Raw genomic sequence first — 23,729 nt, 5'->3', positions numbered from 1 at the left:
ATCGGAAAGGATCAGCGGGTGCCGGGGCTGCTTGGGGTGGCCCATAGAGCAATATAGGCGGGGGTGCAATTGTAGCGGCTATGCCCCCTTCATCTTCCGATATTCGTCGAACAGGCCAAGGAAGCGGTCGATGTCCGCCCTGCTCAGGAAATAGGGGGTGGCGAGGCGCAGCTTGCTGGGGTTGCCGCCGCGAATGCGCACCTTGTGATTTTTCCAGAGCCAGTCCTGCAATTCCATCCGCTGCACCGGCGGCACGTTGACGGTCGCGATCGCGCAGCGCAGCGCCGGATCAGGCGAGGTCCAGTCCTCCGCGCCGCGCTTCACCATTTCGGCATGGATATAGTCGGCGAGCATGCGGTTGCGCGCCTCGATCCGCTCCATGCCGATGCTGTCGGCGAAGCTGATCGCGGCGTTTAGGCCCATCAAGGTCGGGATGCAGGAGGAGCCGATCTGCATATAACGGTCCGCCATGCGGGTCGGGTCGTCATAGCCGCCGGTCGCGATCGTGTTCCAGACCCGGTCCATCACGCTTTTGTCGCGCAGATAGAGGAAGCCGGTGCCCTTGGTCGCGAACAGCCATTTGTGCATCGACCCGGTATAGAGGTCGCAGCCGATATCGTTGAGGTCGACCTTCATCATGCCCGGCGCATGGGCGCCGTCAAAGGCGGAGATGATCCCCTTCGACCGGGCGAGCGCGGCAATCTCCTTGGCCGGCAGCACCACGCCGGTCGAGGTGCTGATATGGCTGACGAAGATGATCCGGGTTTTCGGCGTGATCGCGTCGTTGATGCGGTCGAGGATTTCGGCAGCGTTCTTCGGCGGCTTGGGCATGGCGAATTTCTTGACCACCACGCCATAGCGGCGCGACCGCAGCATCCAGGGCATTTCGCCCGATCCATGTTCCTCGTCGGATATCAGCACCTCGTCGCCCGGCTTCATGTCGAAGCCATTGGCGATATAGCTGTTGGCCTCCGTGCAGTTGCGCAGGATCGCCATTTGCTCGACCTTCGCGCCCATGAAGTCGGCAAAGGGCTTGCGATACTGGTCCCAGGCGCCATAGCCCCAGATCGGATAATCCTCGGACCCTTCCTGGGTCATCTGCTCGGTCGTCTCGAACCCGTCGAAGATCGCCTTCAATACCGGGCGCGGCGAGGAGCCGACGGTGCCGACATTGAGGTTCACGACATCGGCCGGGATCAGGAACTGTTTGCGCAGCGCCGCCCAATAAGCATCTTCATTCTTCGCATGGAGATCGGCGGCCGGCAGCGGTACGCTGATCAGCGCTTCCGCCCCGATCGGCGCGGCGAGCGAGGCGGCAGCGGCACTGCCGAGGAAGGAACGGCGATCGAGCATGGACATCCCCCATTTGGCGCTCCCGAAGCCGGAGCGGCATCATGTCTGCCGCTGGTTCAACGAGGCGCAAGGGGAAATCCGCAGGGGCGCTAGAGCACATCGCCGAACATGAACCAGATCAGCGCCAGCCAGGCGATCAGGCCGATGCTGCCAATGATCACGCCGGATTTGGCACTGATGGCGGCCCACAGGCCGCGCGGTTCGTCATCATCTTCGCTATGCATGGCACCGGCCTAGCGGGACCGGTGCCTGATCTCAATCATTCGGTGGCCGGTTCCGGTTCGGCCTCCGGCTCCTCCTGGCGGGTGGCGGCCAGCCGATCGGTGAAGGCGCTGCGCCACCAGCTGATATCCTGCTGCTCGACGCTGTCCATCATCGCCCGCCAGCGCCGCTTGCGCTCGTCGAGCGGCATGGCCAGCGCCCGGTCGATCGCGTCGGACATCTCTTCGGGACTATAGGGGTTGATGAGCAGCGCGTCCTTCAGCTGCATCGCTGCGCCGGCAAAGCGGGACAGGATCAGGACGCCGGGATCGTCCGGGTTCTGGGCTGCGACATATTCCTTGGCGACCAGGTTCATGCCGTCGCGCAGCGGCGTCACCAGGCCGATCCGGGCGGAGCGATAGATGCCGGCCAGCTTGTCGCGCGGATAGCCCTGGTTGACGTATCGGATCGGTGTCCAGTCGACATCGCTATATTCGCCGTTGATCCGCCCGGCGAGCGAGTCCAGCGTGGCGCGGATCTGCTGATAGCTTTCCACCTCGCCGCGTGAGGGCGGGGCGATCTGCGCCAGCACGACGCGGCGATGATGTTCGGTGTGATCCTTCAGGAAGCGGGCGTAACCGTTGAACCGTTCTTCCAGGCCCTTGCTATAGTCGAGCCGGTCGACGCCGACGATCAGCGAGCGATCCTGCAGCGAGGCGCGGACCTGGCGGTGCATCTCCACCGCCGCGTCGCTGGCGGCGGCCTGCTTGAACTCCTCGGCATTGATGCCGATCGGGCAGGCGACGGCCTGGATGGTGCGACCGCCGACGGTGACGAAATCGCCATCGACGGTGCCGCCCATCTCGCGCTCGACATAATGGCGGAAGGATTCCAGCCATTCCTCGGTATGGAAGCCGATGACGTCATAGGCGAAGAGGGTGCTGACCAGCTTGGTATGGTGGGGCAGGGATACCAGCAGGCGGGTCGGCGGCCAGGGAATGTGCAGGAAGAAGCCCATCCGGTTCTGATGGCCCCGGTCGCGCAGCATCTGGCCGAGCGGGATCATGTGATAATCCTGCACCCAGATGATGTCTTCCGGTTCGATCAGCGGGCTGGCGGTGTCGGCGAAGCGCTGGTTGACGCGATTGTACCCGCCCTCGAAATCGCGGGCATATTCGGCCAGGTCGATGCGATAATGGAACAGCGGCCACAGCGTCTTGTTGGCATAGCCATTATAATATTCGTCGACATCCTGTTCTTCCAGGTCGATCGTCGCGGTCTTGACCCCGTCATCGTCGGCAAAGCCGATATGGCCGGTGAAATTGTCGGTCGTGCCACCCGACCAGCCGACCCAGATGCCCCGGCTTTCGCGCAGCGCCTGGGCCAGCGCCACGGCAAGGCCACCCTGATTGGCGGCGCCATTGGGGCGACTGACCCGGTTGGAAATGACTATCAGACGGCTCATCGCATCACGCTCCACGGTTTGCTCAGCAAGACGGCGCAGTTGATGATGCCGACCAACGAATAGGTTTGCGGGTAATTTCCCCAGAGTTCCCCATTATGGGGATCGATATCTTCGGACAGCAGGCCGGCGGCGGTACGACGGGACAGCATCTCCTCGAACAGTTCGCGTGCCTCCTCGGTCCGGCCGGTGCGATGCAGCGCCTCGATCAGCCAGAAGGTGCAGACATTGAAGGCGGTGACCGGCTCGCCGAAATCGTCCGGTGCGCTGTAGCGCAGCATGTCGTTGCCGCGGCGCAGATCCTTTTCCAGTGCTTCGAGCGTGCCAGTGAACATCGGATCGTCGGCGGTCAGGAAGCGCAGGTCGAGCAGTTGCAGCAGCGACGCGTCGCGCGCGTCATCCTCGAAATTGGCGGAGATCGCCTTGCTGTCGGCGCGCCAGGCGGATTCGATGATGCGGGCGCGCATGGTTTCGGCGCGGTTTTCCCAATGGGCGGCGCGCAGCGGCAGGTCGAGCGCGGTGGCGGCATGGGCGAGCCGATCGCAGGCGGCCCAGCACATCACCGCGCTATAGCTGTGGACATGGGCGCGGGTGCGCAATTCCCACAGGCCCGCGTCCGGCTGGTCATAAACCTGCCAAGCGCGTTCGCCTACCGCCTCCAGTGCCTCGAAATCGGCATGGCCGGCCATGCGCAGCAGGCGCCGGTCGATGAAGCCCTGGACCGAGGAAAGGACGATCTGGCCATAGGCGTCGTGCTGGATCTGTTCATAGGCGGCATTGCCGACCCGCACCGGCCCCATGCCGCGATAGCCGGGCAGATGCGCGGCCTCCCATTCATGCAGCGTGGCATTGCCGCGCACGTCGTAGAGCGGCTGGATATGGCCGCCCTTGGCGCCGTCGACGATGTTGCGCAGATAGACGAGGTATGTTTCCAGCACGTCCAGCGCGCCGAGCCGGTTCAGCGCCTCGACCGTATAATAGGCGTCGCGCACCCAGCAGTAGCGATAGTCCCAGTTGCGGCCGCTGTCGGCATGTTCGGGGATGGAGGTGGTGAGCGCGGCGACGATCGCGCCGGTTTCCTCATGCTGGCAGAGCTTGAGCGTTATGGCGGAGCGGATCACCGCCTCCTGCCATTCGGGCGGGATGGCAAGGCCGCGCACCCAGAGCTGCCATTCCAGGATGGTGTCGTCCAGCATCCGCTCGATCGCCGGGCGCAGCGCGTCGGAAAATCCCTCGTCTGGCCCCATGAAGAAATGCATGTCGGATTCCAGCCGGAACCAGCTTTCCTGGGAAATAAGGCCGATCGGCGCGTTGGTCGATATCCGCATCGCCATGTAGGACAGGACCATGCGGATATGGTTGGAGCCGTAGGTGACCGGGACATTTTCCTTGCCCCAGCTTGTCGTGGGGCGCAGGCGGACACGGATACGCGGGCTGCCGGCGGCGGGGCGCACGATGCGGGCGAAGGCGACCGGGCGATACATGCGCCCCTTATGCTTGTGGCGCGGGCAGAAATCGAAAATCTCGATCGCATTGCCTTGGCCGTCGCTCTGGCGGGTGACCAGGATCGGCGTGTTGCGGATGTAATGCTGCTCGACCGCGATGCAATTTTCCAGCTCGATCGCCCAGAATCCGCGCGCTTCCTTGCTGTCCCAATGCTTGTTGTCGAGCAGGGCGGAAAAGACGGGGTCGCCGTCGACCCGCGGCACGCAGGCCCAGACCATGCGCCCGGCGCGGTCGATCAGGGCGGATGCCTGGCAGTTTCCGATCGGCCAGAGGTCGAGATCACGCTCGTTTCCGGCCAGGATATGGTCGCTGGTATCGATGATGTTCGGCCCCCTTCGTTCATGCGAATGGTGGCCGCCGGTCAGATGATCGCGGCGACCCCCTGCGCCAGATAATGCCTGACGGCGGCAACCTGTTCCAAGCCGAAGGCCGCGTGCGTGTGCCGCGCGGGCCCGACCAATATGCCATGGCCGCCCAATTGCGCGGCGGCGGCGAAACCTTCCTCGTCCGTGACATCGTCGCCGATGAAGATCGGCGTGCCGCCGGCCATCGGCGCCTGCTGCATCAGGCGGGTGAGCGCGCTGCCCTTGTCGGCGCCGCCGGGGCGCAGTTCGAACAGCATCTTGCCGGACTGCACGGCCAGGCCATGTTCCTCTGCAAGCTGATGGGCAAGCAGGCCGGCGGCCTCGCCACAATCGGGCGCGCCGCGGAAATGGAGGCCGACGCTGATCGACTTGCGTTCGACCAGCACGCCGGGACGGGTGTCGGCAAAGATATGAAAGGCCCGTTCGACCGCGTCTATGGCGGGCAGACGGGGCGGCGCATCCGGCGCTGCGCCGGGCGCGGCAAATTCAAGGCCGTGGGTGCCGGCGAGCAGGAAATCCTGAAAGCCGAAATCGCGCAGCGTGGCGATCGACCGGCCGCTGACGATGGCGAGGCGCCCGTCCAGCTTGCGTCGTAGCGCCGCCAGCAGGGCAAGCAGATCATCATCGACATGCACCCCGTCGGGCGTGTCCGCGATCGGCGCCAATGTCCCGTCGAAATCGAGGAACAGGGCGGCGCCGGTCAGCAGCGCGGGCGGGGGAGCGGGAAGATCGGGCAGAGGGGGAAGAGCGGTTTCGGGCACGGCCTAAAGGTGGCGCCTGTACCGGAAACCGCAACCCCTGTTTTGCCCCTTGCCGGGATTTTCACGATTGGCAGGGGCGCTTGCATTGGCGTTCATCGGCCCAGGGCGCGCTCCATTCGATGCGGTGAAGCACCCGAAATGCCTGCATCACGCGATGCAGGAAATGGTCGGCACTCTTGCTGATTTCTTCATGGCTGTCGTTCCACAGCCGGGCGTCATATTGATCGCGCATCACTGTTCCTTCCGTCCATGATCATCGCCGGGCGCGGAGGGCCGCCGGCACCGCTGTCTCTGCCCGAACGGCCCGCTTGGCGCCAACAAAAGCATGGACAGCATAGATAAGCCTGGCTTATCGAATGGCGCATGTCGCCGCTGCCGCCCCTGTCCGCCATTCGCGTGTACGAGGCCGCTGCGCGGCTGGAGAATTTTACGGCCGCCGCGCAGGAACTGGGGATGACCCAAGCGGCGGTCAGCTATCAAGTGAAATTGCTGGAGGAGCGGCTGGGCATCAGCCTGTTCCAGCGAACCGGGCGCAAGGTGGCGCTGACCGAGAAGGGGCGCGAGATCGCGCCGATCCTGACCCGCGCCTTCGACCAGATGCGGCAGGGTTTTGCCGCGCTGACCCAGGATCATTCGGCGGTGCTGAGCATAAGCTGCACCAACAGTTTCGCGCATCTCTGGCTGGCGCCGCGGATCGGCGCCTTCCAGATGCGCCACCCGAACCTCGCCGTGCGGATCATGGCCGATGACGCGGTGGTCGACCTGGCGCGCGACGGCATCGATCTGGCGGTGCGCGGCGGCAAGGGCGAATGGCCGGGGCTGGAGGCGAAGCTGCTGACCCATAACCGGCTGGTGCCGATGTGCAGCCCGGCCTGGCGCGACCGGTACGGGCCAATCGCCGATGCGCAGGCGCTCCACGCCTTGCCGCGCCTGTCGCCCGACGACATGTGGTGGCATGAATGGTTCGCGGCGATGGGCGTGGAGGCCGACCCGGCCGATGGCCCGCCCGGCATCGCGCTCGACAGCCAGGTGATGGAGGGCCGCGCCGCGATTGCCGGGCAGGGGATCGCCATCCTCAACCATTTCCTCTGGAAGGCGGAGGTGGAAGCGGGGCAACTGGTGGAGGCGGTGCCCTCCTATGTCCGCGAAATCGCCAGCTACTGGCTGGTCTATCCGCCCCACGCCCGCAACACGCCCAAGATCAAGGCTTTTCGCGACTGGATCAGCGCGGAATTTGCGAGCGCCATCGCCGCCGATCCGGAGGCGCGTTTCTTGCCGCGTTGAGCGTTTATGCGTATATCTATGCGCATGCTATGTGCAGGAGTGCCGGTATGACAAAGCAGGAACGGATCGGAACGCGCAAGGCGACCAACCTGTCGCTCGACAGTGCCTTGGTGGAGGAAGCCAAGGCTCTTGGCATCAACCTGTCGCGTGCTTGCGAAGATGCCTTGCGGCAGGAGATCGCGGCGGAACGTGGTCGGCTATGGCAGGCGGAGAGTGCCGAAAACATTGCCGCGTGGAATCGATATGAAAAGGAGCATGGTTCGCCGCTTGACCAATATCGGTCATTCTGATGGCGCGCTTTGATGTTTACCGGCTGGGAGATGGGCTGGTGCTGGATTGTCAGGCTGATTTGCTGCAAGTCTTCGACAGGCGCTTTGTCGTTCCCTTGCTGTCGCCTACGGATGTCCCATCGCCCACGAAGCGATTGCACCCACAATTTGATGTCCAGGCGCAACCTTACATCATGGCAACGCATATGGCCGCGTCCGTGCCGACGCATTTGCTCGGGCGTCGCGTTGCGACCTTATGGCATGAGCAGGATGCTATCATGAATGCCCTGGACATGCTCGTCAGCGGCTATTGAGCAAATCCGTTTCCGTTTTGCCCCCGTCCTGCTAAGCCACTCCCGATGACCGATTTTCGCGACCCGTTCGACGCTATCAAGGACCATCCTTTCGACGCGGCGCTCTCGCAGCGCTATCTGGTCTATGCGCTCTCCACCATCACCGCGCGTTCGCTGCCGGACCTGCGCGACGGGCTGAAGCCGGTGCATCGGCGCCTGCTCTGGGCGATGCGGCTGCTGCGGATGGAGCCGGGCGGCGCGAACCCGGACATTCTGGTCGCCAATCCGGCGCGCAACACCACCAGCTACAAGAAATGCGCCCGTGTCGTCGGCGACGTTATCGGTAAATATCACCCGCATGGCGACGCATCGGTCTATGACGCGATGGTGCGCCTGGCGCAGGATTTCTCGCTGCGCACCCCGCTGGTCGATGGCCAGGGCAATTTCGGCAATATCGACGGCGATAATGCGGCGGCCATGCGCTATACCGAGGCGCGGCTGACCCAGGCGGCGGCCGACCTGATGGCGGGCCTTGACGAAGGCACGGTCGATTTCCGTCCGACCTATAATGGCGAGGATGAGGAGCCGGAGGTTTTTCCCGGCCTCTTCCCCAATCTGCTGGCCAATGGCGCCAGCGGCATCGCCGTCGGCATGGCGACCAGCATCCCGCCGCACAATGTCGGCGAACTGCTGGATGCCGCCACCCTGCTGATCGACAGCCCGGAGGCGGACGACGCCGCGCTGATGGAGATCGTCAAGGGGCCGGATTTCCCGACCGGCGGCGTGTTGGTCGATAATCAGGCGATCATCTCCGAAGCCTATCGCACGGGGCGCGGTTCCTTCCGCACCCGTGCCCGCTTCTCCACCGGCCGCAACGAGGACGGCAGCTGGGAAGCGGAGGGGATCGAGAAGCTGGCCGGGGGCACCTGGCAGTTGGTGATTTCCGAAATCCCCTATCAGGTGCAGAAGTCCAAGCTGATCGAGCAGATCGCGGCGCTGATCAACGACAAGAAGCTGCCGATCCTGGAAGATGTGCGCGACGAGAGCGACGAGGCGATCCGCATCGTCATCGTGCCCAAGAGCCGCAACGTCCCGGTCGATGTGCTCAAGGACAGCCTGTTCCGGCTGACCGACCTGGAAAATCGTTTTCCGCTCAACCTCAACGTGCTCGACGCCAGCCATACGCCGCGCGTGCTGGGGCTGCGCGCGGTGCTGGTCGAATGGCTCAAGCACCAGATCGAGGTGCTGGTCCGCCGGGCGCAGCACCGGCTGGAGAAGATTGCCGCGCGGCTGGAACTGCTCGACGGCTATATCATCGCCTATCTCAACCTCGACCGGGTGATCGAGATCATCCGCACCGAGGATGAGCCCAAGGATGTCATGATGGCCGAATTCAGCCTGACCGACCGTCAGGCCGAGGCGATCCTCAACATGCGGCTGCGCAGCTTGCGCAAGCTGGAGGAAATGGAACTGCGGCGCGAACATGCCGAGCTGGTCAAGGAACAGGCGGAGCTGGAAAAGCTGGTCGAGAGTCCGGCCCGGCAGCGCACGCGGCTGAAGCGCGACATTGCCGACCTGCGCAAGCGCTATGGCCCCGATACGGTGATCGGCCGGCGCCGCACGCTGGTCGAGGAAGCCGGGCCGGCGCGTGAGATCCCGCTTGAGGCGATGATCGAGCGCGAGCCGGTGACGGTGATCCTGTCCGAACGCGGCTGGATCCGCGCAATGAGCGGGCATCGCGACCTGGCTGCGGCCGATACGCTGAAGTTCAAGGAAGGCGATGGCCCGCAATTCGCCTTCCACGCCTATACCACCGACAAGCTGCTGATGGCGACGTCGAGCGGGCGCATCTACACGCTGGGGGCGGACAAGCTGCCGGGCGGGCGCGGCTTTGGCGATCCGGTGCGGATGATGGTCGACATGGACGATCAGGGTGCGATCGTGGCCCTGATGCCGGCAAAGGCCGGCGGGCAGTTGCTGCTGGCTTCGTCCGACGGGCGCGGCTTCCTTGCTGATGTGGCGGATATCCTGGCGGAGACGCGCAAGGGCAAACAGGTGGTCAATGTCCGCACGGGCGCGAAGCTTGCCGTGTTGCATGCGGTCGATCCGGAGGCGGACAGCATTGCCGTCATCGGCGAGAACCGGAAGCTGCTGGTCTATTCGATCATCGAAATGCCCAAGATGGCGCGCGGGCAGGGTGTGCAGATGCAGCGCTATCGCGACGGCGGCCTGTCCGACGCGATCGCCTTCCGCCTGAGCGACGGGATCAGCTGGGCGATGGGCGGCGAGACCGGCCGGACCCGGACCGAGGCGGACATGACGCCATGGCGGGTAGCCCGCGGTGCCGCCGGTCGCATGCCACCGACAGGCTTCCCGCGCGACAACAAGTTCTGACGCAAATTCAGCACCATCGGCAGATGTTCGTTTCCCGAATATTTACCCTTGGCGGATAAGGCAGAGGCATGAAAGCCATGTCGGTGCGTAGCTGGCCCCCTGAACAGACCAGTGGCCTCCCCTTGCCCGGGGGTGATGACACGCATCTGCCGCACATGATCGGAGCGAGCGAATGGCTCACCGCCTTGTCGCAGGCTGCGGCAATTTTATCATGTGAGAACAATGCAATAAGCATTGTCGAAGCGAATGAGCCGTTCCTCAAGGCGTTCCGGGAACATCGCGAACGGACGGCCGCAACGGCCCAGGCATCGGCCGAATGGCGCGCGCGCGTCACCGGTTTTGCCCAGTCGGATCGCGATTCGGAAAGTTTCGAAATCCGCCGTGACGGCAAGCTTGGCCCTGAATATTTTCTCTGCACGCTCGGACGGCTGCGGGCCACCGGCGCGCGCGCCGAACAATTTCTCTTCACCGCGATCGATCGCACCAGCGAGCGGACGATGGAGAAGAATTTGCGGCGCGAGCTGCTTTCCGATGGCCTGACCGCGCTGCCCAACCGCACCGGCTTCGGCGAGGAGATTGACGATCGGCTCGCCAATGGCAGCTGGCCGGACAATGCCCAGTTCGGCATCATCGCGATCGATCTCAGCCGGTTCAGCCGGGTGAACGAATCGCTTGGCCCGATGGCCGGTGATGAACTGCTGATCACGGTCGCCAAGCGGCTCAAATCCTGCCTGCGCCAGGGCGATGTGCTGGCCCGCATCGGCGGCAATGACTTTGCAATTTTTGCGCGCTTGAACAATGGCTTGTCTGACTCTCTTCAGATCGTTCAGAGAATCAGAGAGGCGCTGAGTTCGCCGATCCGCCTGTCTGACCTGCAGATCCGCGTCGATTGCGCGATCGGCTGCGCCCTGTCGACGCATCTGGAGGATGATCCGGACGATGTCGTCCGCAAGGCGCAGGCGGCGGTCAAGATCGCCAAGCGCACCGGCAAGGTCGAGATTTATCGCAATGGCGTGCTCAAGGAAGCGCAGCGCCGCTTCTCGATCGAGAGCCGACTGCGTGATGCGCTGGCCCATGGCGGGCTGACCCTGGCCTATCAGCCGCTGATCCATCTCCAGACCGGCGAAATTACCGGTTTCGAGGCGCTGGCGCGTTGGGATGACCCGGAACTGGGCCATGTCTCGCCGGTGGAGTTCGTGCCGGTCGCGGAAGAGAGCGGTCTCATCACCCCGCTCGGTCGCTGGGCCGCCTATGAAGCGGCGCAGGCGCTGAGCCGCTGGGACGCGAAATTTGGCCAGGCCCTGCCGGTCGGCGTCAACGTCAACCTTTCGCCGATCCAGATGGCGCGCGACGATGTCGCATCGATGTTCGAGGAAGCGCTGCGCTATTCGGGCATTGGCGGCCATCGCCTGACCGCCGAACTGACCGAAAGCGCGATCATCGCCGATCCGGACAAGGCGCGCAAATTGCTGTTCGCGCTCAAGGATCTGCAGATGCCGATCGCGATGGACGATTTCGGCACCGGCTTCTCCAACCTGGCGAGCCTGCACAGCCTGCCGATCGATATCCTCAAAATTGATCGAAGTTTCGTGTCCAACATGCTGGAAGATCACGATAAAGCCGTGATCGTCCGCACCATATTGTCACTGGCGGAATCGCTCAACCTGCGGGTCACGGCCGAGGGTATCGAAACCCAGGAACTGGCCGACATGCTGCAGAAGATGGGCTGCTGGCAGGGGCAGGGCTATTATTTCGCCCGCCCGATGAGCGAAGCCGATGCCTTCGACTATTGGCGCGTGCGCTGGAATTTCGAGACGATCTGATCGGCGATTTCGCCGACCCGGTCGGCGTCGGGGAAATCCTCCGCCACCCATGATTTCTGCACTTCCTGCAAGGCACGGGCGACGTCCGGGCCGGGCTGAAGGCCGCGCGCGATCAGCGCGCCGCCGCCGATCGGCAGGCTGGGCGGCGTCCAGCCGTCGAGCGGGACCAGTGCCGACAGGCACGCGGCGGGGTCGAGCAGGATGCGGTCGATCGCGCCTTCCACGCCGACCCGGTGCGCCAGCGCGCGCGGGCCTTCGGGGGCGGAGGCGGTTTCGAGCGCGGTGATCAGCCGCTTGCGCGCCTTGTTGGAGAGTTTGAGCCGCGCGCCGATCTGGTCCGCCAGCGCCGCGTCGGCCGGCACCAGCGCGGCCAATCGGCGCAGCGCCGATGGTGCCATGCTCGCCTCATTCTCCCGCGCAATCAGCTTAGCCAGCCGGTCGATGCCTTCGTGCGTGATTTCGGGCAGCACCGGCAGCCAGATCCCGCCGTCCACCATCAGGCGCAGCGCCGGCACAGGATCGCGCACCACCAGCAATTTGAGCAGTTCGTCGGCGATCCGCTCGCGCGACAATGCCATCAGGCTGTTGGCCGCTGCGACGCAGGCATCATAGGCCGATGCGTCAACTTCGTTGTCGCCATAGCGGGCCAGGAAACGGAAATAGCGCAGGATGCGCAGATGATCCTCGGCAATCCGCGCGCTGGCATCGCCGATGAAGCGCAGGTGCCGTGCATCGAGATCGGCCACGCCGCCGAAATAGTCGCTGATCGCGCCGGTCAGGGGATCTGCATAGAGGGCGTTGAAGGTGAAGTCGCGACGAGCGGCGTCCTGCTGCCAGTCGTCGGTATAGGCGATGGTGGCGCGGCGGCCGTCGGTGCTGACGTCGCGGCGCAGCGTGGTGATCTCGACCGGCCCGTCGGGCAACACAGCGGTGATCGTGCCATGCTCGATCCCGGTCGGCACCGCCTTGATCCCGGCCGCCTTCAGCCGATCGACCACATCCTGCGGCATCAGGCTGGTGGCGATGTCGAGATCATTGACCGGCAGGCCGAGCAGCCCGTCGCGCACCGCGCCACCGACATAGCGGGCACGGCCCTGGTCGGCGTCGAGCGCGGCGAGAAGGCCGGAAAGGCCGGAGCGGTGGCGCCAGGGGGCGTCAGGAAGAATGCGGGTCATGGCCGAGCCTGCGGGAAAGATTGGCGAGGATGGCAGCGGTCACGCCCCAGATGCGGCGGCCCTGCCAGTCGATTTCATAATATTGCCGCTCGATGCCTTCGAACATCAGGCTGCGGCGCACCCGATTGGCCGGATCGAGCGCATAGTCAAGCGGCAGTTCGAACCAGTCGGCCACTTCGCCCGGCTGGGCGCGCAGCGGCAGGTCGGGCGGGATAACACCCAGCACCGGCACGATGTCGAAGCCGGTGAAGGTATGATAGCGATCCGAGGTGCCGATGATGTCGACCCGCTCGGAGGGCAGAGCGATTTCCTCTCGGGCCTCGCGCAGGGCGCCGGCGATCTCGTTGACATCGTCCGGATCGACCCGGCCTCCGGGAAAGGCGACTTGCCCCGCATGCTTGCGCAGCTTTTCCGAACGCTGGGTCAGGATCAGGCCGGGATTGGCCCGGTCGGTGATCGCGACCAGCACGGCGGCGGGGGCTAGTGCCATGTCGCCGACGATGCGCGGATCGCGGGTTTCGGACGGAAGCAACTGGATATCGCGGCTATGCCCGTCGATCAGTGCGGCGCGCAGCCGCTCGGCCAGCGTCATGCCGCGCCGTCCAGCGGAAAGAAGCGGCCTTCGCTCCACAAGCCGACCCGCTCGCCTTCTTCACTCAGGGCCAGGTTCATCAGTTCATAATAGACGCTGCGCACGATCAGCGCGTCGAGCCCGGCACGGACGTGGAGATAGGGATGGGGGCCACCATCCTTCTCGCGCAGGGTCAGGGCATGCTCGGGGCCGGCCGGCACCAGTTCGCCGGTGTTGAGCCGGAAGGCGAGCTTGCGGCTGGCGCCTTCGCCCTCGCTTTTGAGTTCGACCGCAACGAAGGGAGCATCCTCGACCGCGATGCTCAGCTTCTCGACCGGGGTGACCAGCACATAGGAGCCGTCGCCCTCACGCCGCAATATGGTGGAAAAGAGCCGTACCATCGCTTCGCGCCCGATCGGCGATCCCTGATGGAACCAGGTGCCGTCGCGTGCGATCCGCATCTCGCTGTCGCCGCAATGGTCGGGATTCCATTTCTCGACCGGCGGCAGGCGCTTTTCGGCGGCAAGGCGGGCAATGTCGGCCAGCGACAGGTCGGCGAGGTCGGGCAGGGGCTCCATCGGCATGGAAAGCAGATAGGAGCGGCCGGCCCGCTTGGCAAAGGTCTTTCGGCTGCGGTCAGGTCGTAACGGTGATTCGCGGCGACAACATGCCGGTTCCGCCGACCGGGCGGCCATCGACCGACAAGACGAGCAGGCGCCGGGGCTCGAACGGGCCGGGGCAATCCCAGCCGGCGGTGCCGTCGGCGGTGAAGCCCCAGAAACGGCCATAATATTCCGGATCGCCGATCATCATCAGCGGTTCGCAGGCCTGGGCGCGGGCGGCGGCGACCACTGCATCCATCATCGCGCGACCATGGCCGCCCTTCTGATGCGCCGGCGCAACCGCGACCGGGCCGACCATGATCAGCGGCAATTGGCTGCCATCCTCGTGGGTTAGCGCCACCGGCCAGCTTTGCAGCGATCCAATCAGTTCACCCTTTTCGTCCAGCACCGCGAAGGACAGGGCAGGCAGCCAGGGCATGCCATCGCGGATCAGATAGGCGGTGCGGCCGTGCCGGTCAGGGCCGAAGGCGGCGTCCAGCAGACCCTCGATCGCGTCGGCGGGCTGGCTGTCGAGGGGAAGAATTGCTGACATGTCTTGCCGATCCGCCATCAATGGCGCATGGACCGCGCCGGAAGCGGCGGGCCTATAGCGTCCATGCCGCAAAAGGAAAGATCAAACTGGACCCGCGCCCTTCGCGCGACCGGACATGGCGAGCTATGGACAGCATTTTTGACGATTATCTGACGCTGGAGGTCAACAACCTGCACGTCGACGTATTGACCGGCATCTATTCGGAAGAGACGCATCTGCCCCAGCCGCTGCGCATCTCGATCCGGGCCAAGCTGCGGATTGCGGACCATTATGATCCCGATACGCCGCTCAGCGAGTCGAAAAACTACATGGACCTCAAGCATGCCGCGTCGACCGCACTGCCCGAGGGGCTGCACTTCACCCTGATTGAAGGCGTGGCCGACCATATCATCGAGACCATCTTCCTGCAGGACGACAAGGTCCGCCATGTCGAGGTGAAGATCGTCAAGCTGGCGCTGAGCGAGCGGGGCGAGGAAATCGGCATCACTCTCGGCCGCGGCCGGAAATAAGCGCCGCTTGCGCTGAGAATGAGAGGCCCGCCGCTGCCCAATGCAGCGGCGGGCCTTTTCTTACGCCTTCTTGATCAGGCCGATCTCGATCAGCCGCTCGGTCAGATAGTCATGCGCACTGATCGGCGCCTCGCGGCGCGGATTGTCCGGCGTCACGCATTGCGGCAGCGCATCGATCATGAAGTCGGGCCGCAGATGCAGGAAGAAGGGCATGGAATAGCGCGAATGGCCGCGCCGTTCGGGCGGCGGATTGACGACGCGGTGGCTGGTCGAGGGCAGCACATGGTTGGTCAGCCGCTGCAGCATGTCGCCGACATTGATGGCGAGCGCGCCCGGCGGCGGCACGACGGGTAGCCAATTGCCGTCGCGATCCTTCAGTTCCAGCCCGCCTTCCTCGGCGCCCAGCAGCAGGGTGATGAGGTTGATATCCTCATGCGCGCCGGCGCGGATGCCCGGCGCCTCGGGCGACACCGGCGGATAATGGAGCAGGCGCAGGATCGAGTTGCCATCCTTGATCGGGCCGTCGAACCAGCGTTCGGGCAGGCCCAGATAGAGGGCAATCGCCGACAGCAGTTCCGCGCCGACCCGGTCGAACTCGGCATAGAGCGGCGCGAACACGTCGCGGAACGCCGGCATTTCGGTCGGCCAGACATTGGGCGGCATGGTTTCGGCAAGCGGATCGCCGGGCGCCAGGTCGCGGCCGACATGCCAGAATTCCTTGAGGTCATTCTCGCTCGCGCCCTTGGCAATCTCCACGCCGAAAGCGGTGTAGCCACGCTGGCCGCCATTGAACTTGGCATCATAGGCGCGCTTCATTTCGACCGGCTGGGCGAAGAATTCGCGCGCTAGCGCCCATCCCTTGTCGACCAATGCCTGGTCCATGCCATGGTCCTTGACCATGGCGAAGCCGAAGCGTTGGAAGGAGCCGCCGAAGGCGGCGGCGAAATCGCCCTTGCTCATCTCTGCCATGGACAGGACGGGCACCTGATCCAGCACGGATTGCGACACGTATATTCTCCAGATCGATTTGCTTGCGGATGATATAGCGATCAGCCGCGATGGTTCCCATCCTTGATCGTCCTTGGCGCCTGATGCAAGGATGCGGCATGAACTACTGGCTGATGAAATCGGAACCCGACGTCTTTTCCTATGCCGACCTGGTCAAGAAGGGGAAGGCGGAATGGGACGGGGTGCGCAACCATGCCGCCCAGTTGCACATGAAGGCGATGCGCAAGGGCGACCTGGCCTTCTTCTATCACAGCAATATCGGCGTCGAGGCGGTCGGCATCATGGAGATTGTCGAGGAAGCGGCGCCGGATAGCACCGACGAGACCGGCAAGTGGATCGCGGTACATGTTGCGCCGCACAAGAAGCTGGATCGCCCGGTGACACTGAAGACGATGAAGGCGGACCCGGCATTGGCCGACATGGTGATGTTACGGCAATCGCGCCTGTCCGTCGCGCCGCTGACGCCGCAGCAGTTCGAGCATATCGTCGCCTTGTCAAAGGCTTAGAAAAACGAGAGTGCCTCGATTGCGTTCCGCGCAACTGGAACGCCGTTTTTTGCGATTGTATGAGTTTTTGCGCTGCAACATATGGGTGGCAACAGAACAGAATGTCCAAGAGGTGTTTGAGGGCATTCACAAGGAGCACACCCATGCGAATGCTGTCCAAGTTTGTTGTCGCCGGCGCCCTGAGCGCCATCGTTGCCGTCGCTGCCCCCGCCAATGCGCAGGACGCCGCCAAGCAGCGCTTCACCCACGAAGGCTACACCTACGTCTATGACGTCAAGGATACCAAGACCGGCAAGGTGATCTCGGGCCGTCGTTATCCCGACGCCGTCGCCTTCAACCTGCAGGTCAAGGGTGACAAGGTTTCGGGCGTCTCGGGCGGCCAGACCGTGTCGTTCAAGGTCGATGACGCGCGCGGCGCGGCTTCGGGCGCGACCAACTAAGCCATTTGGCTTCGGCCATCAAAAAGGGCGGCTTCCCGATGGGAGGCCGCCCTTTTTCGTTGTCCTTGACGACGGGATCAGCGGCAGCGGCGCTTGCTGTCGATTTCCTTGCCGAGCAGCGCGCCGCCAGCAGCGCCCAGGATCGTGCCGGTCGCACGGTCGCCACGGGTGTCGATCGCACGGCCGACCAGCGCGCCGCCGACGCCGCCGACGATCAGGCCGGTCGTGCCATTGGACTTGCGGCAATAGGTGCGGCCGTCGCGACCGCGCCATTCCTTGTAACGATAATGTTTGCGGGCCTGTGCGCCGTCCGTGGTAACGGCCATCGACACGGGAATGGCCAGCGACAGGGCGGCCATGGCCATCAGGGCGTTACGCATGAAATCTCCTCCGAATTGCGTTGTCAGCCGATTGAACCCCTGCCTATTGACCTAGGTTTCGTGGACAAAGGTTGACAGCAGGATCGGGCGTTGATTCAAGGCTGCCTTTTGGAGGTGGCGTTGGGCGAGCGTATTGGGCTGACGGAGGACGAGTGGGGGATCATCGGCACATTACTGCCATCTGAGCGTGGTCGTGGCTGTCGTCCAGCACAGGACAACCGGCTGTATTTCGAAGGCATGATGTGGATCGCCCGCACAGGTTCGCAATGGCGCCACTTGCCGGATGAATATGGCAAGTGGAACAGCGTTTTCCGCCGCTACCGGCGCTGGGTTACGACCGGGGTGTTCGAGGCGATGCTCGAGACACTGGGCGAAATGGTGGCTCGTGATGCCACTGCGGACATGATCGACAGCACCGTGGTCCGAGCACATCATTGTGCCGTCGGCATAAAAAAGGGACTCAGGAAACCGAGGCGCTTGGCCGATCGCGAGGCGGATTTAGCACAAAGCTCCACGCCCGCTGCGATGCCAAAGGCCGACCGCTCGGCTTTGTCCTGACGCCGGGCCAGAGCCACGATATCCAAGGCTTTGGCCCGCTGTTCCGTTTGATTGCTCATAAGATCGAGGCATTGTTGGCGGACAAGGGCTACGATGCAGATGCCATCCGCGAGGAATTGGCCAATGCTGACGTTGAGGCTGTCATTCCCGCCAAAAGCAATCGGCGCGATCCAATCCCACACGATCGCGAAAAATACCGTTGGCGCAATCTTGTCGAACGCCTCTTCAACAAACTCAAGAACTGGCGGCGTATCGCAACTCGATACGACAAAACCAAAGAGTCCTACCTCGGCTTCGTCAATCTCGTCTCAGCCCTGCAATGGATACCCTTTGTCCACGAAACCTAGGTTGCATGAACCTCTGACAACGGCATAAGTTTTTGTTTCAGCGGAAATTAAATTTGAGGTGAAGCGATGAACGCAGGCGACGGGCAGGATGCTGCCGCACTGATCCGGGCGCTCGACCTGGCCCCGCATCCCGAAGGCGGCTGGTATCGCGAAACCTGGCGGGCAAAGGCGGCTGTGGGCCAGAGAGCGGCCGGCACCGCGATCCTGTTCCTGCTGGAGGGGCATCAGCGATCACACTGGCATCGGGTCGATGCCGACGAGATGTGGTTTTGGCACGCAGGGGCCCCGATCATTCTGGGCATCGCTCCGCCGCAGGGGCCTGGCGTCGATCATCACCTTGGCCCGGATATCGCCGCGGGGCAGATGCCGCAACGCCTGGTCCCGGCGCATCATTGGCAGGCGGCGCGGCCGGTCGGCGGATGGGCGCTCGTCAGTTGCACGGTCACGCCGGGCTTCGACTTTGCGGGCTTCACGCTCGCGCCGCCCAATTGGGCGCCCGCCTGAAGCGCGCGGATTTCCGCCGATTTTCAGACTTATCCAAAGTTATCCACAGATTTGTGGCGCGGCCTGTCTTCAAACTGTCTGAATCCGCTTTGTCCGACTCGCGGATCGTGACAGCATCCTCGTATCGGGACAGTCGGCAAGGAGCGATCCAAAGCCGGAAAATCCAAGAGAAATCAAGGATTTTTTGCCCTGATGGTCCGTTGGAAGCTGCCATGCGCGAGGATGGCAGGGACGATCGGATCCAAGCCTTTCAGGATGATGCCGGGTACGCGCGAAAGTGAACGTCGGGCTTCGGATGAAAGGTCAGCATGGGTGAACAGGCCTTCGGGCTCGTTCTCCCGCGCGAAGATGTGGCAACACATCACATCGCCGGACCGGAAGGCGCAACCCGCAAGGGCATGTGGCCGAAAGGAACCGACGTTAGTGGGGGCCGGCAGCGATGTCGGCCCCCATTTTGTTTCCGGGATGCCGAGTGCCATCGAGTGCGCATGAGCGCACTGTTCAAGAGTCCGTCGGTGCCGGCTGAGGGGATCGAACCCCCGACCTTCGGTTTACAAAACCCTCACTCCGGTTCCGATATGGCCGGTTTGTCGCGGTTTTCCTGATCGCCATTGGTGATCTTGTGCGGGGCTTTCGGGCCTTTCCACGGCTCAAAGGTGCATGACGCACCCTAGTGCGGTGGTTGCTCTCCACATCAAAAAGATCGGCCCCGAACGCGAGTGGCATCGCGCCGGGGCCTGACCAACACGATGATGGAGTATCGCATGGCTGACGACACCAATACCTCAGGCGGAATCCGTCTGGAAGCCCCGGTTCCGCCCAAGACGATCATGCAACGGGCATGGGACTTGCTCTGCAAGCGCCTCCAGCGTGACGCGGCGACCAGCGAAGAAGACGAAACGTGCAGCCTGCGGGCTGCGTGCAAGGCGATGGTGGCATTCCACGCCTACGAGACGGCGGGGATCGGCTGCATCCACACCTACAACGCCACCGGCCTTTCTCCGCGCGAAGACCTTGCGCGCTGGCAGGCCGACCGTTCCGAATTTTTCGACCCGACCATTTTGGGCATCGTTCAGGAATATGCGGAATGGCGTGACGCCCAGCCCGTCACCCGCCCCGCCGATCTGATGGGGAGGGGGATGTGAAGGCCGAGCCAAACGAGAACGGTGTCTATCCGAAGCACGCTGGCGAATGCATCGCCTGCCCTGACACCAAGAATGGCATCCACTGCCAGATCTACGTCCTTGAAGTCGATGGGGTCTGGCTGGGCGCCTACAGCTATCAGATGGGCGGGACCGATATGCGCGGGGGCAGCGGACCGCTGACAAAGCGGACCCGTTTTCCCGACCACGGCGACCGCCAATCATGCATCAAACATGAGGCTGAAAGGCTGCTCAAAAGCATCGAGACTAGCGATTGCAAGCAGGCGCCGCGCATCCGCGAATGGCTGCTGAGCCTGATCAATGGCCCCGACCAGTTTGACCTATTCGGAGCCGCAGCATGACTCCCGCCCACCAGACGGGCAAATGGCCGTGCGTCCATGGCACCGATTGCGCCGGCGCTGGCCTCGACTGCGGCCCCGACTTCACCCGCCAATACACGAAGCGCGCCGCCCCTAAGACAGCCGCCGAAATGTCCGTAATCCGCGCCCGAGCATGGGCAACCCGCCGCGACAAATATGGAGAGCGCGCCCACCTCCTATCCAAGGAAAACGAAGCGCGGGAGATTGAGCAATCCTGCAGTTGTCTATCATACCCTGGCGTCGCTATACAGGAAACACGGAAGTTAGAGGCTTGATTCGAGTCGAGACCCATCCGGTTAGAGCGCCCCGAAAGGGGCAAGTTTCAAACCCATACTTTGGGGTTGGAGCCTGGCTCGCCGGATGGTCACTGCAGCCGAAAACCAGTGAATGACGGCAACCATGTTCTCCCAACCCAAAGGGAGAATGTATTATGGCATACCCGTCTCGTCGTTCGATTGAGAAACAACGCTGGTTATCTCAGGCCCGGCCCAATTGCCCATCGGGTGACGATCAGCTTGTATTTCGGCCCTTCCTCAAGATCCCTCGCAGCTATAGGCAGCGTGAATGATCCTCCCCATCCTCCTGCTGTCCATCTGGACGCCGCCGATCACCTGCACGGCCGTCGATGGCGATACCCTCCGATGCAGCGAGATCGGCCGCGTCCGCCTGCTGGGAATCGATGCCCCGGAAATGCCCGGACACTGCCGCAAAGGTCGCGCCTGCGCGCCTGGCGATCCGGTGGCCAGCAAGAAGGCGCTGGAGAAGATGGTATCGAGCGTGGTGACGATTAGCCCAGTGACGCGCGATCGCTATGGGCGGACGGTTGCCCAGGCCTATGCCGGCGACAAGAACCTGGCTTGTGAGCAACTTCGGGCGGGTAGGGCGGTTTATGTCGAGAAATGGGACAATGGACAGCGCCTAGCCAAGGAGTGCCGGTATGCCAGACGTAGAGGATCTTGACGACGAGACGTTGGTCAACCTGTGGAACGCCTCTGATCCGGAAAACCCGACCGAGTATGAGCAGCAGGTGCTTGCCGAAATGCAGCGCCGGGAAATCGACTTCTAAAGCAGCGACGGCGCTGCAGGTGCGCTACCCTTCTTCCTGAACCACGGGGCATCAGTATGCTCGACCACCATACAATCTGCAGGATAAGGCCGATCGAACTGGTATAGCTCCTCAAGCGGCGCATGCAGCCAAGTATCCCAATTGGCCGGATCAAGGATCACCGGGGACCGGTCGTGAATGTCGATCAGCTCAGGCGCGTTGTCGGTCATGACGCCGGTATAGACGCCGCCCCATTCATCGCTGATCGTCCAAAGCCCCGCCCAGGCGAAGATGGGCTGATCCTTCACCGATAGCCACGTCTCGGTCATGTGGCCCGGCTCGCCCACGGCCTCGGCATAGCGCGCGGTCGGGATCAGGCAGCGGCTCCGCGGATCGATCGCCCAGCGCTTCCAATAGCTCCCGAGCTTGTCGAACCTGGCATTGTTCACCGGCTTGGGTTTCAGCGGCTTCCCGGTCTTCTTGCTCTTCTGGGCGAGAGGGAAGCCCCACGTCATCTGCTCCAGCACCAGTTCGCCATCCTCTAGGCGGACGATCGTGCCGGGCTGGGCCGGGTGCGTCTCCAGCGGGCCTTCATTGAAGCGGGCGCCTTTGCGCGCGCCGAACAGGTTCAGCACCTTCTGCGTGTCGCCGCGCTCTGCCCGATTGCACATGGCTGCAGCGTGGTTCGCGACCAGCCGAGAGTCAACCGGACTCCCGTTTGTTCCTATTATGTTCTATCATGCGAACACGACTCGGATGGAGAAATGCGATGCAGACCGTATGTCTTGAATATGGCGATGGCCGCTGGTTCGTGGCCACGCCGAAAGCCGCGCCGGATGGCCAGTTCACCCACGATCGAGTGGAGCCGGGCTATGCGAACCATATCGAGGCGGCCGATGCTGCTATCGCCTTCGCCATCGCGAACGAACTCCCCGTGGAAGAGCGCAACACGATGATCGAAGGCGCGCATGAGACGCTGGAATTTCTTGCCGCGGACAGGATGAACGATGAGCGCATCGATTGAGCGGGTGAGGGTGCTTGTCAATGCCGACCGGGCCTGATGATACTAGGCTTCGCGAAATCTGCCGCCATCACAGTCTAGCCTTTCGATGGCGCACCTGGCAAAATGGTGAGCGCTGGTATGCGGAGATCAGAACCTGGCGCGGCGGTGAACCTGCAAAGTGGGTGGGGAGTAACGGTATCGGCAGCGAAAATAAGGTGTTCGACTTCGTTGTCTGCTTGCTGCTGGATGAGCTGACGAGGGTCCAGAAGGTCGAGAGCATCCACATGACCAATCCGCTCAAGCAGACCTTTGGACCAGCGGATGAGGACTGATGAAGCGCCTACCGCTCACTCCCAAGTAAGCGTTCGCCCTCATTGACCGCCGCTTTCTCGGTGCAGATCCGCACATCATCCGCCGTCACTGCAACCAGGTCGGCAGCTAGTGGCATGGTCCCTGCGGATATGCAGGGACAGCCCATGCAACGGAACGACTGGACCCTATGGGCCTCAGCGCAAGAGGTCATAAAGCGGCGTGGTGCGAAAGCGCCGAAATATGCCGCTGTCCAGATCGCGGAGGCCGAAGCTGCCGGCGATGATGCATCCGCGCGGACCTGGCGTGAGATCGCCGAGCGGATCGATCAGCTTATGGATTACAGGACCGGCCGGCCGCTTAGCCGGCAATAATGCCCAGCCCTTCTTGCTTCCGCGAGCGATGATGCTATCGCCACGGTGGATCCTGACCGACGTTTGCAATCGGTTGGTCGGTCAGGGTCTCCCATTTCTGGCATAGGATAGGAGGCTCGACAGCCAGATGTCCGAAGTAGTCTTGGACCTAGCAATTTACGTAGTGATCTTTGGCCTGATCATACGCGCTTTCATGCAACTGCGCCGTGATTGATAGATAATTCGGCTTTTGGTCGGTCAGGATCGACCTTTCGTGCTTCCCCTTATTGTTGGATGGGATGATCAGGGATAGCTTAGGCTGACCTCGGTGCTGAAGACTGCGACGCCCTTTCGAAGTGCAGCGCTGGGGTCACCGCCTCATTCGTCGGCATATTACGCTTCCAAAGCAGGGATAGAAACCCTACCCAAAGCCGTCTCGCGATTCGGTTTTAGACTGCCCGACCGCTAGACACCCCGTCTGCAGTTCAGTTGGTAGCGACCCGCCTGATGCAGGCGGGGTTACCCTTGAACGTCTTCTTCTTCGCGATTATCCTGCAGCTGCTCCTGGCGAGGTTCAACGTCATAGCGGCGCGCGCCAGGGGCACCTTCTCGTGACAGGTCTGGCGCTATTTA

Annotated in this window: 30 protein-coding genes and 1 pseudogene; 17 read left to right on the top strand and 14 right to left on the bottom strand. The window is 63.2% G+C overall.

The genetic code is table 11. From position 1 onward, the window contains the following. Positions 1-78 precede the first annotated feature (78 nt). The 6 genes from VHN57_RS08855 to VHN57_RS08830 all read right to left on the bottom strand — a co-directional run bounded on the left by VHN57_RS08855 (position 79) and on the right by VHN57_RS08830 (position 5,880). On the bottom strand, positions 79-1,353 hold the full coding sequence (locus VHN57_RS08855) for an aminotransferase class V-fold PLP-dependent enzyme (protein ID WP_278985845.1): 1,275 nt from the start codon (positions 1,351-1,353) through the stop codon (positions 79-81). An 89-nt stretch (positions 1,354-1,442) separates the two neighbouring features. After that, positions 1,443-1,577, bottom strand: coding sequence for a hypothetical protein (locus VHN57_RS08850; RefSeq protein ID WP_004207350.1), 135 nt, complete (start codon positions 1,575-1,577; stop codon positions 1,443-1,445). Positions 1,578-1,612: 35 nt separating this feature from the next. Next, entirely contained in the window at positions 1,613-3,019 is a 1,407-nt protein-coding gene (otsA, locus tag VHN57_RS08845; protein ID WP_278985848.1) for an alpha,alpha-trehalose-phosphate synthase (UDP-forming), read from the bottom strand. Continuing rightward, complete coding sequence (locus VHN57_RS08840; RefSeq protein ID WP_278985861.1) at positions 3,016-4,785, bottom strand: glycoside hydrolase family 15 protein; 1,770 nt, start codon at positions 4,783-4,785, stop codon at positions 3,016-3,018. Before VHN57_RS08840 ends, otsA begins: the two co-directional genes overlap by 4 nt. Before the next feature lie 98 nt (positions 4,786-4,883). Beyond that, positions 4,884-5,648 carry a trehalose-phosphatase gene (gene otsB / locus VHN57_RS08835; RefSeq protein ID WP_278985851.1) on the bottom strand — a complete coding sequence of 255 codons (765 nt, stop codon included), beginning with the start codon at positions 5,646-5,648 and terminating at the stop codon, positions 4,884-4,886. A 61-nt stretch (positions 5,649-5,709) separates the two neighbouring features. Further along, positions 5,710-5,880: a hypothetical protein gene (locus VHN57_RS08830; protein WP_004207346.1), complete on the bottom strand. Its 171-nt coding sequence runs from the start codon at positions 5,878-5,880 to the stop codon at positions 5,710-5,712. Positions 5,881-6,011: 131 nt separating this feature from the next. On the opposite strand from VHN57_RS08830, the gene VHN57_RS08825 reads away from it, so the two are divergent. The 5 genes from VHN57_RS08825 (at position 6,012) to VHN57_RS08805 (ending at position 11,711) form a co-directional block, all read left to right on the top strand. Continuing rightward, positions 6,012-6,932, top strand: coding sequence for a LysR substrate-binding domain-containing protein (locus tag VHN57_RS08825; protein WP_423283621.1), 921 nt, complete (start codon positions 6,012-6,014; stop codon positions 6,930-6,932). Positions 6,933-6,979: 47 nt separating this feature from the next. After that, on the top strand, positions 6,980-7,222 hold the full coding sequence (locus VHN57_RS08820; RefSeq protein ID WP_278985855.1) for a type II toxin-antitoxin system CcdA family antitoxin: 243 nt from the start codon (positions 6,980-6,982) through the stop codon (positions 7,220-7,222). Continuing rightward, entirely contained in the window at positions 7,222-7,515 is a 294-nt protein-coding gene (locus VHN57_RS08815) for a CcdB family protein (RefSeq protein ID WP_278985857.1), read from the top strand. Before VHN57_RS08820 ends, VHN57_RS08815 begins: the two co-directional genes overlap by 1 nt. A gap of 45 nt (positions 7,516-7,560) precedes the next feature. Beyond that, positions 7,561-9,888 carry a DNA topoisomerase IV subunit A gene (gene parC / locus VHN57_RS08810; protein ID WP_423283618.1) on the top strand — a complete coding sequence of 776 codons (2,328 nt, stop codon included), beginning with the start codon at positions 7,561-7,563 and terminating at the stop codon, positions 9,886-9,888. Between the two features lie 68 nt (positions 9,889-9,956). Beyond that, a complete protein-coding gene (locus VHN57_RS08805; protein WP_278987401.1) occupies positions 9,957-11,711 on the top strand; it encodes a putative bifunctional diguanylate cyclase/phosphodiesterase in 1,755 nt (584 codons plus the stop codon). On the opposite strand, the gene VHN57_RS08800 is transcribed toward VHN57_RS08805, so the two are convergent. From VHN57_RS08800 to VHN57_RS08785, 4 genes are read right to left on the bottom strand one after another with little or no spacing between them, the layout of a single operon-like run. Continuing rightward, positions 11,675-12,886: a CCA tRNA nucleotidyltransferase gene (locus tag VHN57_RS08800; protein ID WP_278987402.1), complete on the bottom strand. Its 1,212-nt coding sequence runs from the start codon at positions 12,884-12,886 to the stop codon at positions 11,675-11,677. The genes VHN57_RS08805 and VHN57_RS08800 overlap by 37 nt on opposite strands. Next, entirely contained in the window at positions 12,867-13,478 is a 612-nt protein-coding gene (locus tag VHN57_RS08795; protein ID WP_278987403.1) for a CoA pyrophosphatase, read from the bottom strand. The genes VHN57_RS08800 and VHN57_RS08795 overlap by 20 nt, the downstream gene beginning before the upstream one ends. Beyond that, positions 13,475-14,041, bottom strand: coding sequence for a DUF1285 domain-containing protein (locus VHN57_RS08790; RefSeq protein WP_278987405.1), 567 nt, complete (start codon positions 14,039-14,041; stop codon positions 13,475-13,477). Before VHN57_RS08790 ends, VHN57_RS08795 begins: the two co-directional genes overlap by 4 nt. 52 nt (positions 14,042-14,093) lie before the next feature. After that, positions 14,094-14,612 carry a GNAT family N-acetyltransferase gene (locus tag VHN57_RS08785; protein ID WP_278987406.1) on the bottom strand — a complete coding sequence of 173 codons (519 nt, stop codon included), beginning with the start codon at positions 14,610-14,612 and terminating at the stop codon, positions 14,094-14,096. A gap of 125 nt (positions 14,613-14,737) precedes the next feature. On the opposite strand from VHN57_RS08785, the gene VHN57_RS08780 reads away from it, so the two are divergent. Further along, entirely contained in the window at positions 14,738-15,121 is a 384-nt protein-coding gene (locus VHN57_RS08780) for a dihydroneopterin aldolase (protein WP_004207337.1), read from the top strand. 60 nt (positions 15,122-15,181) lie between these two features. On the opposite strand, the gene VHN57_RS08775 is transcribed toward VHN57_RS08780, so the two are convergent. Then, positions 15,182-16,129 carry an isopenicillin N synthase family dioxygenase gene (locus VHN57_RS08775; RefSeq protein WP_017499520.1) on the bottom strand — a complete coding sequence of 316 codons (948 nt, stop codon included), beginning with the start codon at positions 16,127-16,129 and terminating at the stop codon, positions 15,182-15,184. 98 nt (positions 16,130-16,227) lie between these two features. Here VHN57_RS08775 and VHN57_RS08770 point away from each other — a divergent pair, with 98 nt between their 5' ends. Both VHN57_RS08770 and VHN57_RS08765 read left to right on the top strand, forming a co-directional pair. Further along, positions 16,228-16,635 carry an EVE domain-containing protein gene (locus VHN57_RS08770; RefSeq protein WP_004207335.1) on the top strand — a complete coding sequence of 136 codons (408 nt, stop codon included), beginning with the start codon at positions 16,228-16,230 and terminating at the stop codon, positions 16,633-16,635. Positions 16,636-16,784: 149 nt separating this feature from the next. Beyond that, a complete protein-coding gene (locus VHN57_RS08765; protein WP_010337758.1) occupies positions 16,785-17,075 on the top strand; it encodes a hypothetical protein in 291 nt (96 codons plus the stop codon). A 77-nt stretch (positions 17,076-17,152) separates the two neighbouring features. Here the strand turns inward: VHN57_RS08765 and VHN57_RS08760 are convergent, their stop codons facing one another. Then, positions 17,153-17,455: a glycine zipper 2TM domain-containing protein gene (locus tag VHN57_RS08760; RefSeq protein WP_423283613.1), complete on the bottom strand. Its 303-nt coding sequence runs from the start codon at positions 17,453-17,455 to the stop codon at positions 17,153-17,155. Between the two features lie 114 nt (positions 17,456-17,569). On the opposite strand from VHN57_RS08760, the pseudogene VHN57_RS08755 reads away from it, so the two are divergent. Next, positions 17,570-18,360, top strand: a pseudogene (locus tag VHN57_RS08755) (IS5 family transposase). A gap of 66 nt (positions 18,361-18,426) precedes the next feature. Next, positions 18,427-18,864, top strand: coding sequence for a cupin domain-containing protein (locus VHN57_RS08750; protein WP_423283611.1), 438 nt, complete (start codon positions 18,427-18,429; stop codon positions 18,862-18,864). Between the two features lie 173 nt (positions 18,865-19,037). On the opposite strand, the gene VHN57_RS08745 is transcribed toward VHN57_RS08750, so the two are convergent. Continuing rightward, positions 19,038-19,343 carry a hypothetical protein gene (locus VHN57_RS08745; protein ID WP_423283609.1) on the bottom strand — a complete coding sequence of 102 codons (306 nt, stop codon included), beginning with the start codon at positions 19,341-19,343 and terminating at the stop codon, positions 19,038-19,040. A 285-nt stretch (positions 19,344-19,628) separates the two neighbouring features. Here VHN57_RS08745 and VHN57_RS08740 point away from each other — a divergent pair, with 285 nt between their 5' ends. From VHN57_RS08740 to VHN57_RS08725, 4 genes are all read left to right on the top strand, one after another. Continuing rightward, positions 19,629-20,009: a hypothetical protein gene (locus VHN57_RS08740; protein WP_423283607.1), complete on the top strand. Its 381-nt coding sequence runs from the start codon at positions 19,629-19,631 to the stop codon at positions 20,007-20,009. Then, positions 20,006-20,368 (top strand): hypothetical protein, encoded by a 363-nt coding sequence (locus tag VHN57_RS08735; RefSeq protein ID WP_423283605.1) that lies wholly within the window; start codon positions 20,006-20,008, stop codon positions 20,366-20,368. Before VHN57_RS08740 ends, VHN57_RS08735 begins: the two co-directional genes overlap by 4 nt. 582 nt (positions 20,369-20,950) lie before the next feature. Next, positions 20,951-21,346, top strand: coding sequence for a thermonuclease family protein (locus VHN57_RS08730; protein WP_423283603.1), 396 nt, complete (start codon positions 20,951-20,953; stop codon positions 21,344-21,346). Further along, positions 21,324-21,452 (top strand): hypothetical protein, encoded by a 129-nt coding sequence (locus VHN57_RS08725; RefSeq protein ID WP_423283601.1) that lies wholly within the window; start codon positions 21,324-21,326, stop codon positions 21,450-21,452. The genes VHN57_RS08730 and VHN57_RS08725 overlap by 23 nt, the downstream gene beginning before the upstream one ends. On the opposite strand, the gene VHN57_RS08720 is transcribed toward VHN57_RS08725, so the two are convergent. Then, positions 21,449-22,102 carry an SOS response-associated peptidase family protein gene (locus VHN57_RS08720; RefSeq protein ID WP_423283599.1) on the bottom strand — a complete coding sequence of 218 codons (654 nt, stop codon included), beginning with the start codon at positions 22,100-22,102 and terminating at the stop codon, positions 21,449-21,451. The genes VHN57_RS08725 and VHN57_RS08720 overlap by 4 nt on opposite strands. Positions 22,103-22,200: 98 nt before the next feature. Between VHN57_RS08720 and VHN57_RS08715 the strand changes: the two genes are divergently transcribed. From VHN57_RS08715 to VHN57_RS08705, 3 genes are all read left to right on the top strand, one after another. Further along, the gene (locus VHN57_RS08715) at positions 22,201-22,455 is read left to right on the top strand and encodes a hypothetical protein (RefSeq protein WP_423283597.1); all 255 of its coding nucleotides are present in this window, start codon (positions 22,201-22,203) and stop codon (positions 22,453-22,455) included. 20 nt (positions 22,456-22,475) lie between these two features. Continuing rightward, positions 22,476-22,766 (top strand): hypothetical protein, encoded by a 291-nt coding sequence (locus tag VHN57_RS08710; RefSeq protein WP_423283595.1) that lies wholly within the window; start codon positions 22,476-22,478, stop codon positions 22,764-22,766. A gap of 144 nt (positions 22,767-22,910) precedes the next feature. Continuing rightward, the gene (locus VHN57_RS08705) at positions 22,911-23,117 is read left to right on the top strand and encodes a DUF6961 family protein (RefSeq protein WP_423283593.1); all 207 of its coding nucleotides are present in this window, start codon (positions 22,911-22,913) and stop codon (positions 23,115-23,117) included. Positions 23,118-23,729: the final 612 nt, after the last annotated feature.

This window comes from Sphingobium salicis subsp. salicis, assembly GCF_049472635.1.
Lineage (GTDB): Bacteria > Pseudomonadota > Alphaproteobacteria > Sphingomonadales > Sphingomonadaceae > Sphingobium > Sphingobium yanoikuyae_A.
Note: the sequence above shows the minus strand (reverse complement) of the source record. Positions and strands in the feature narration are given on the sequence as shown.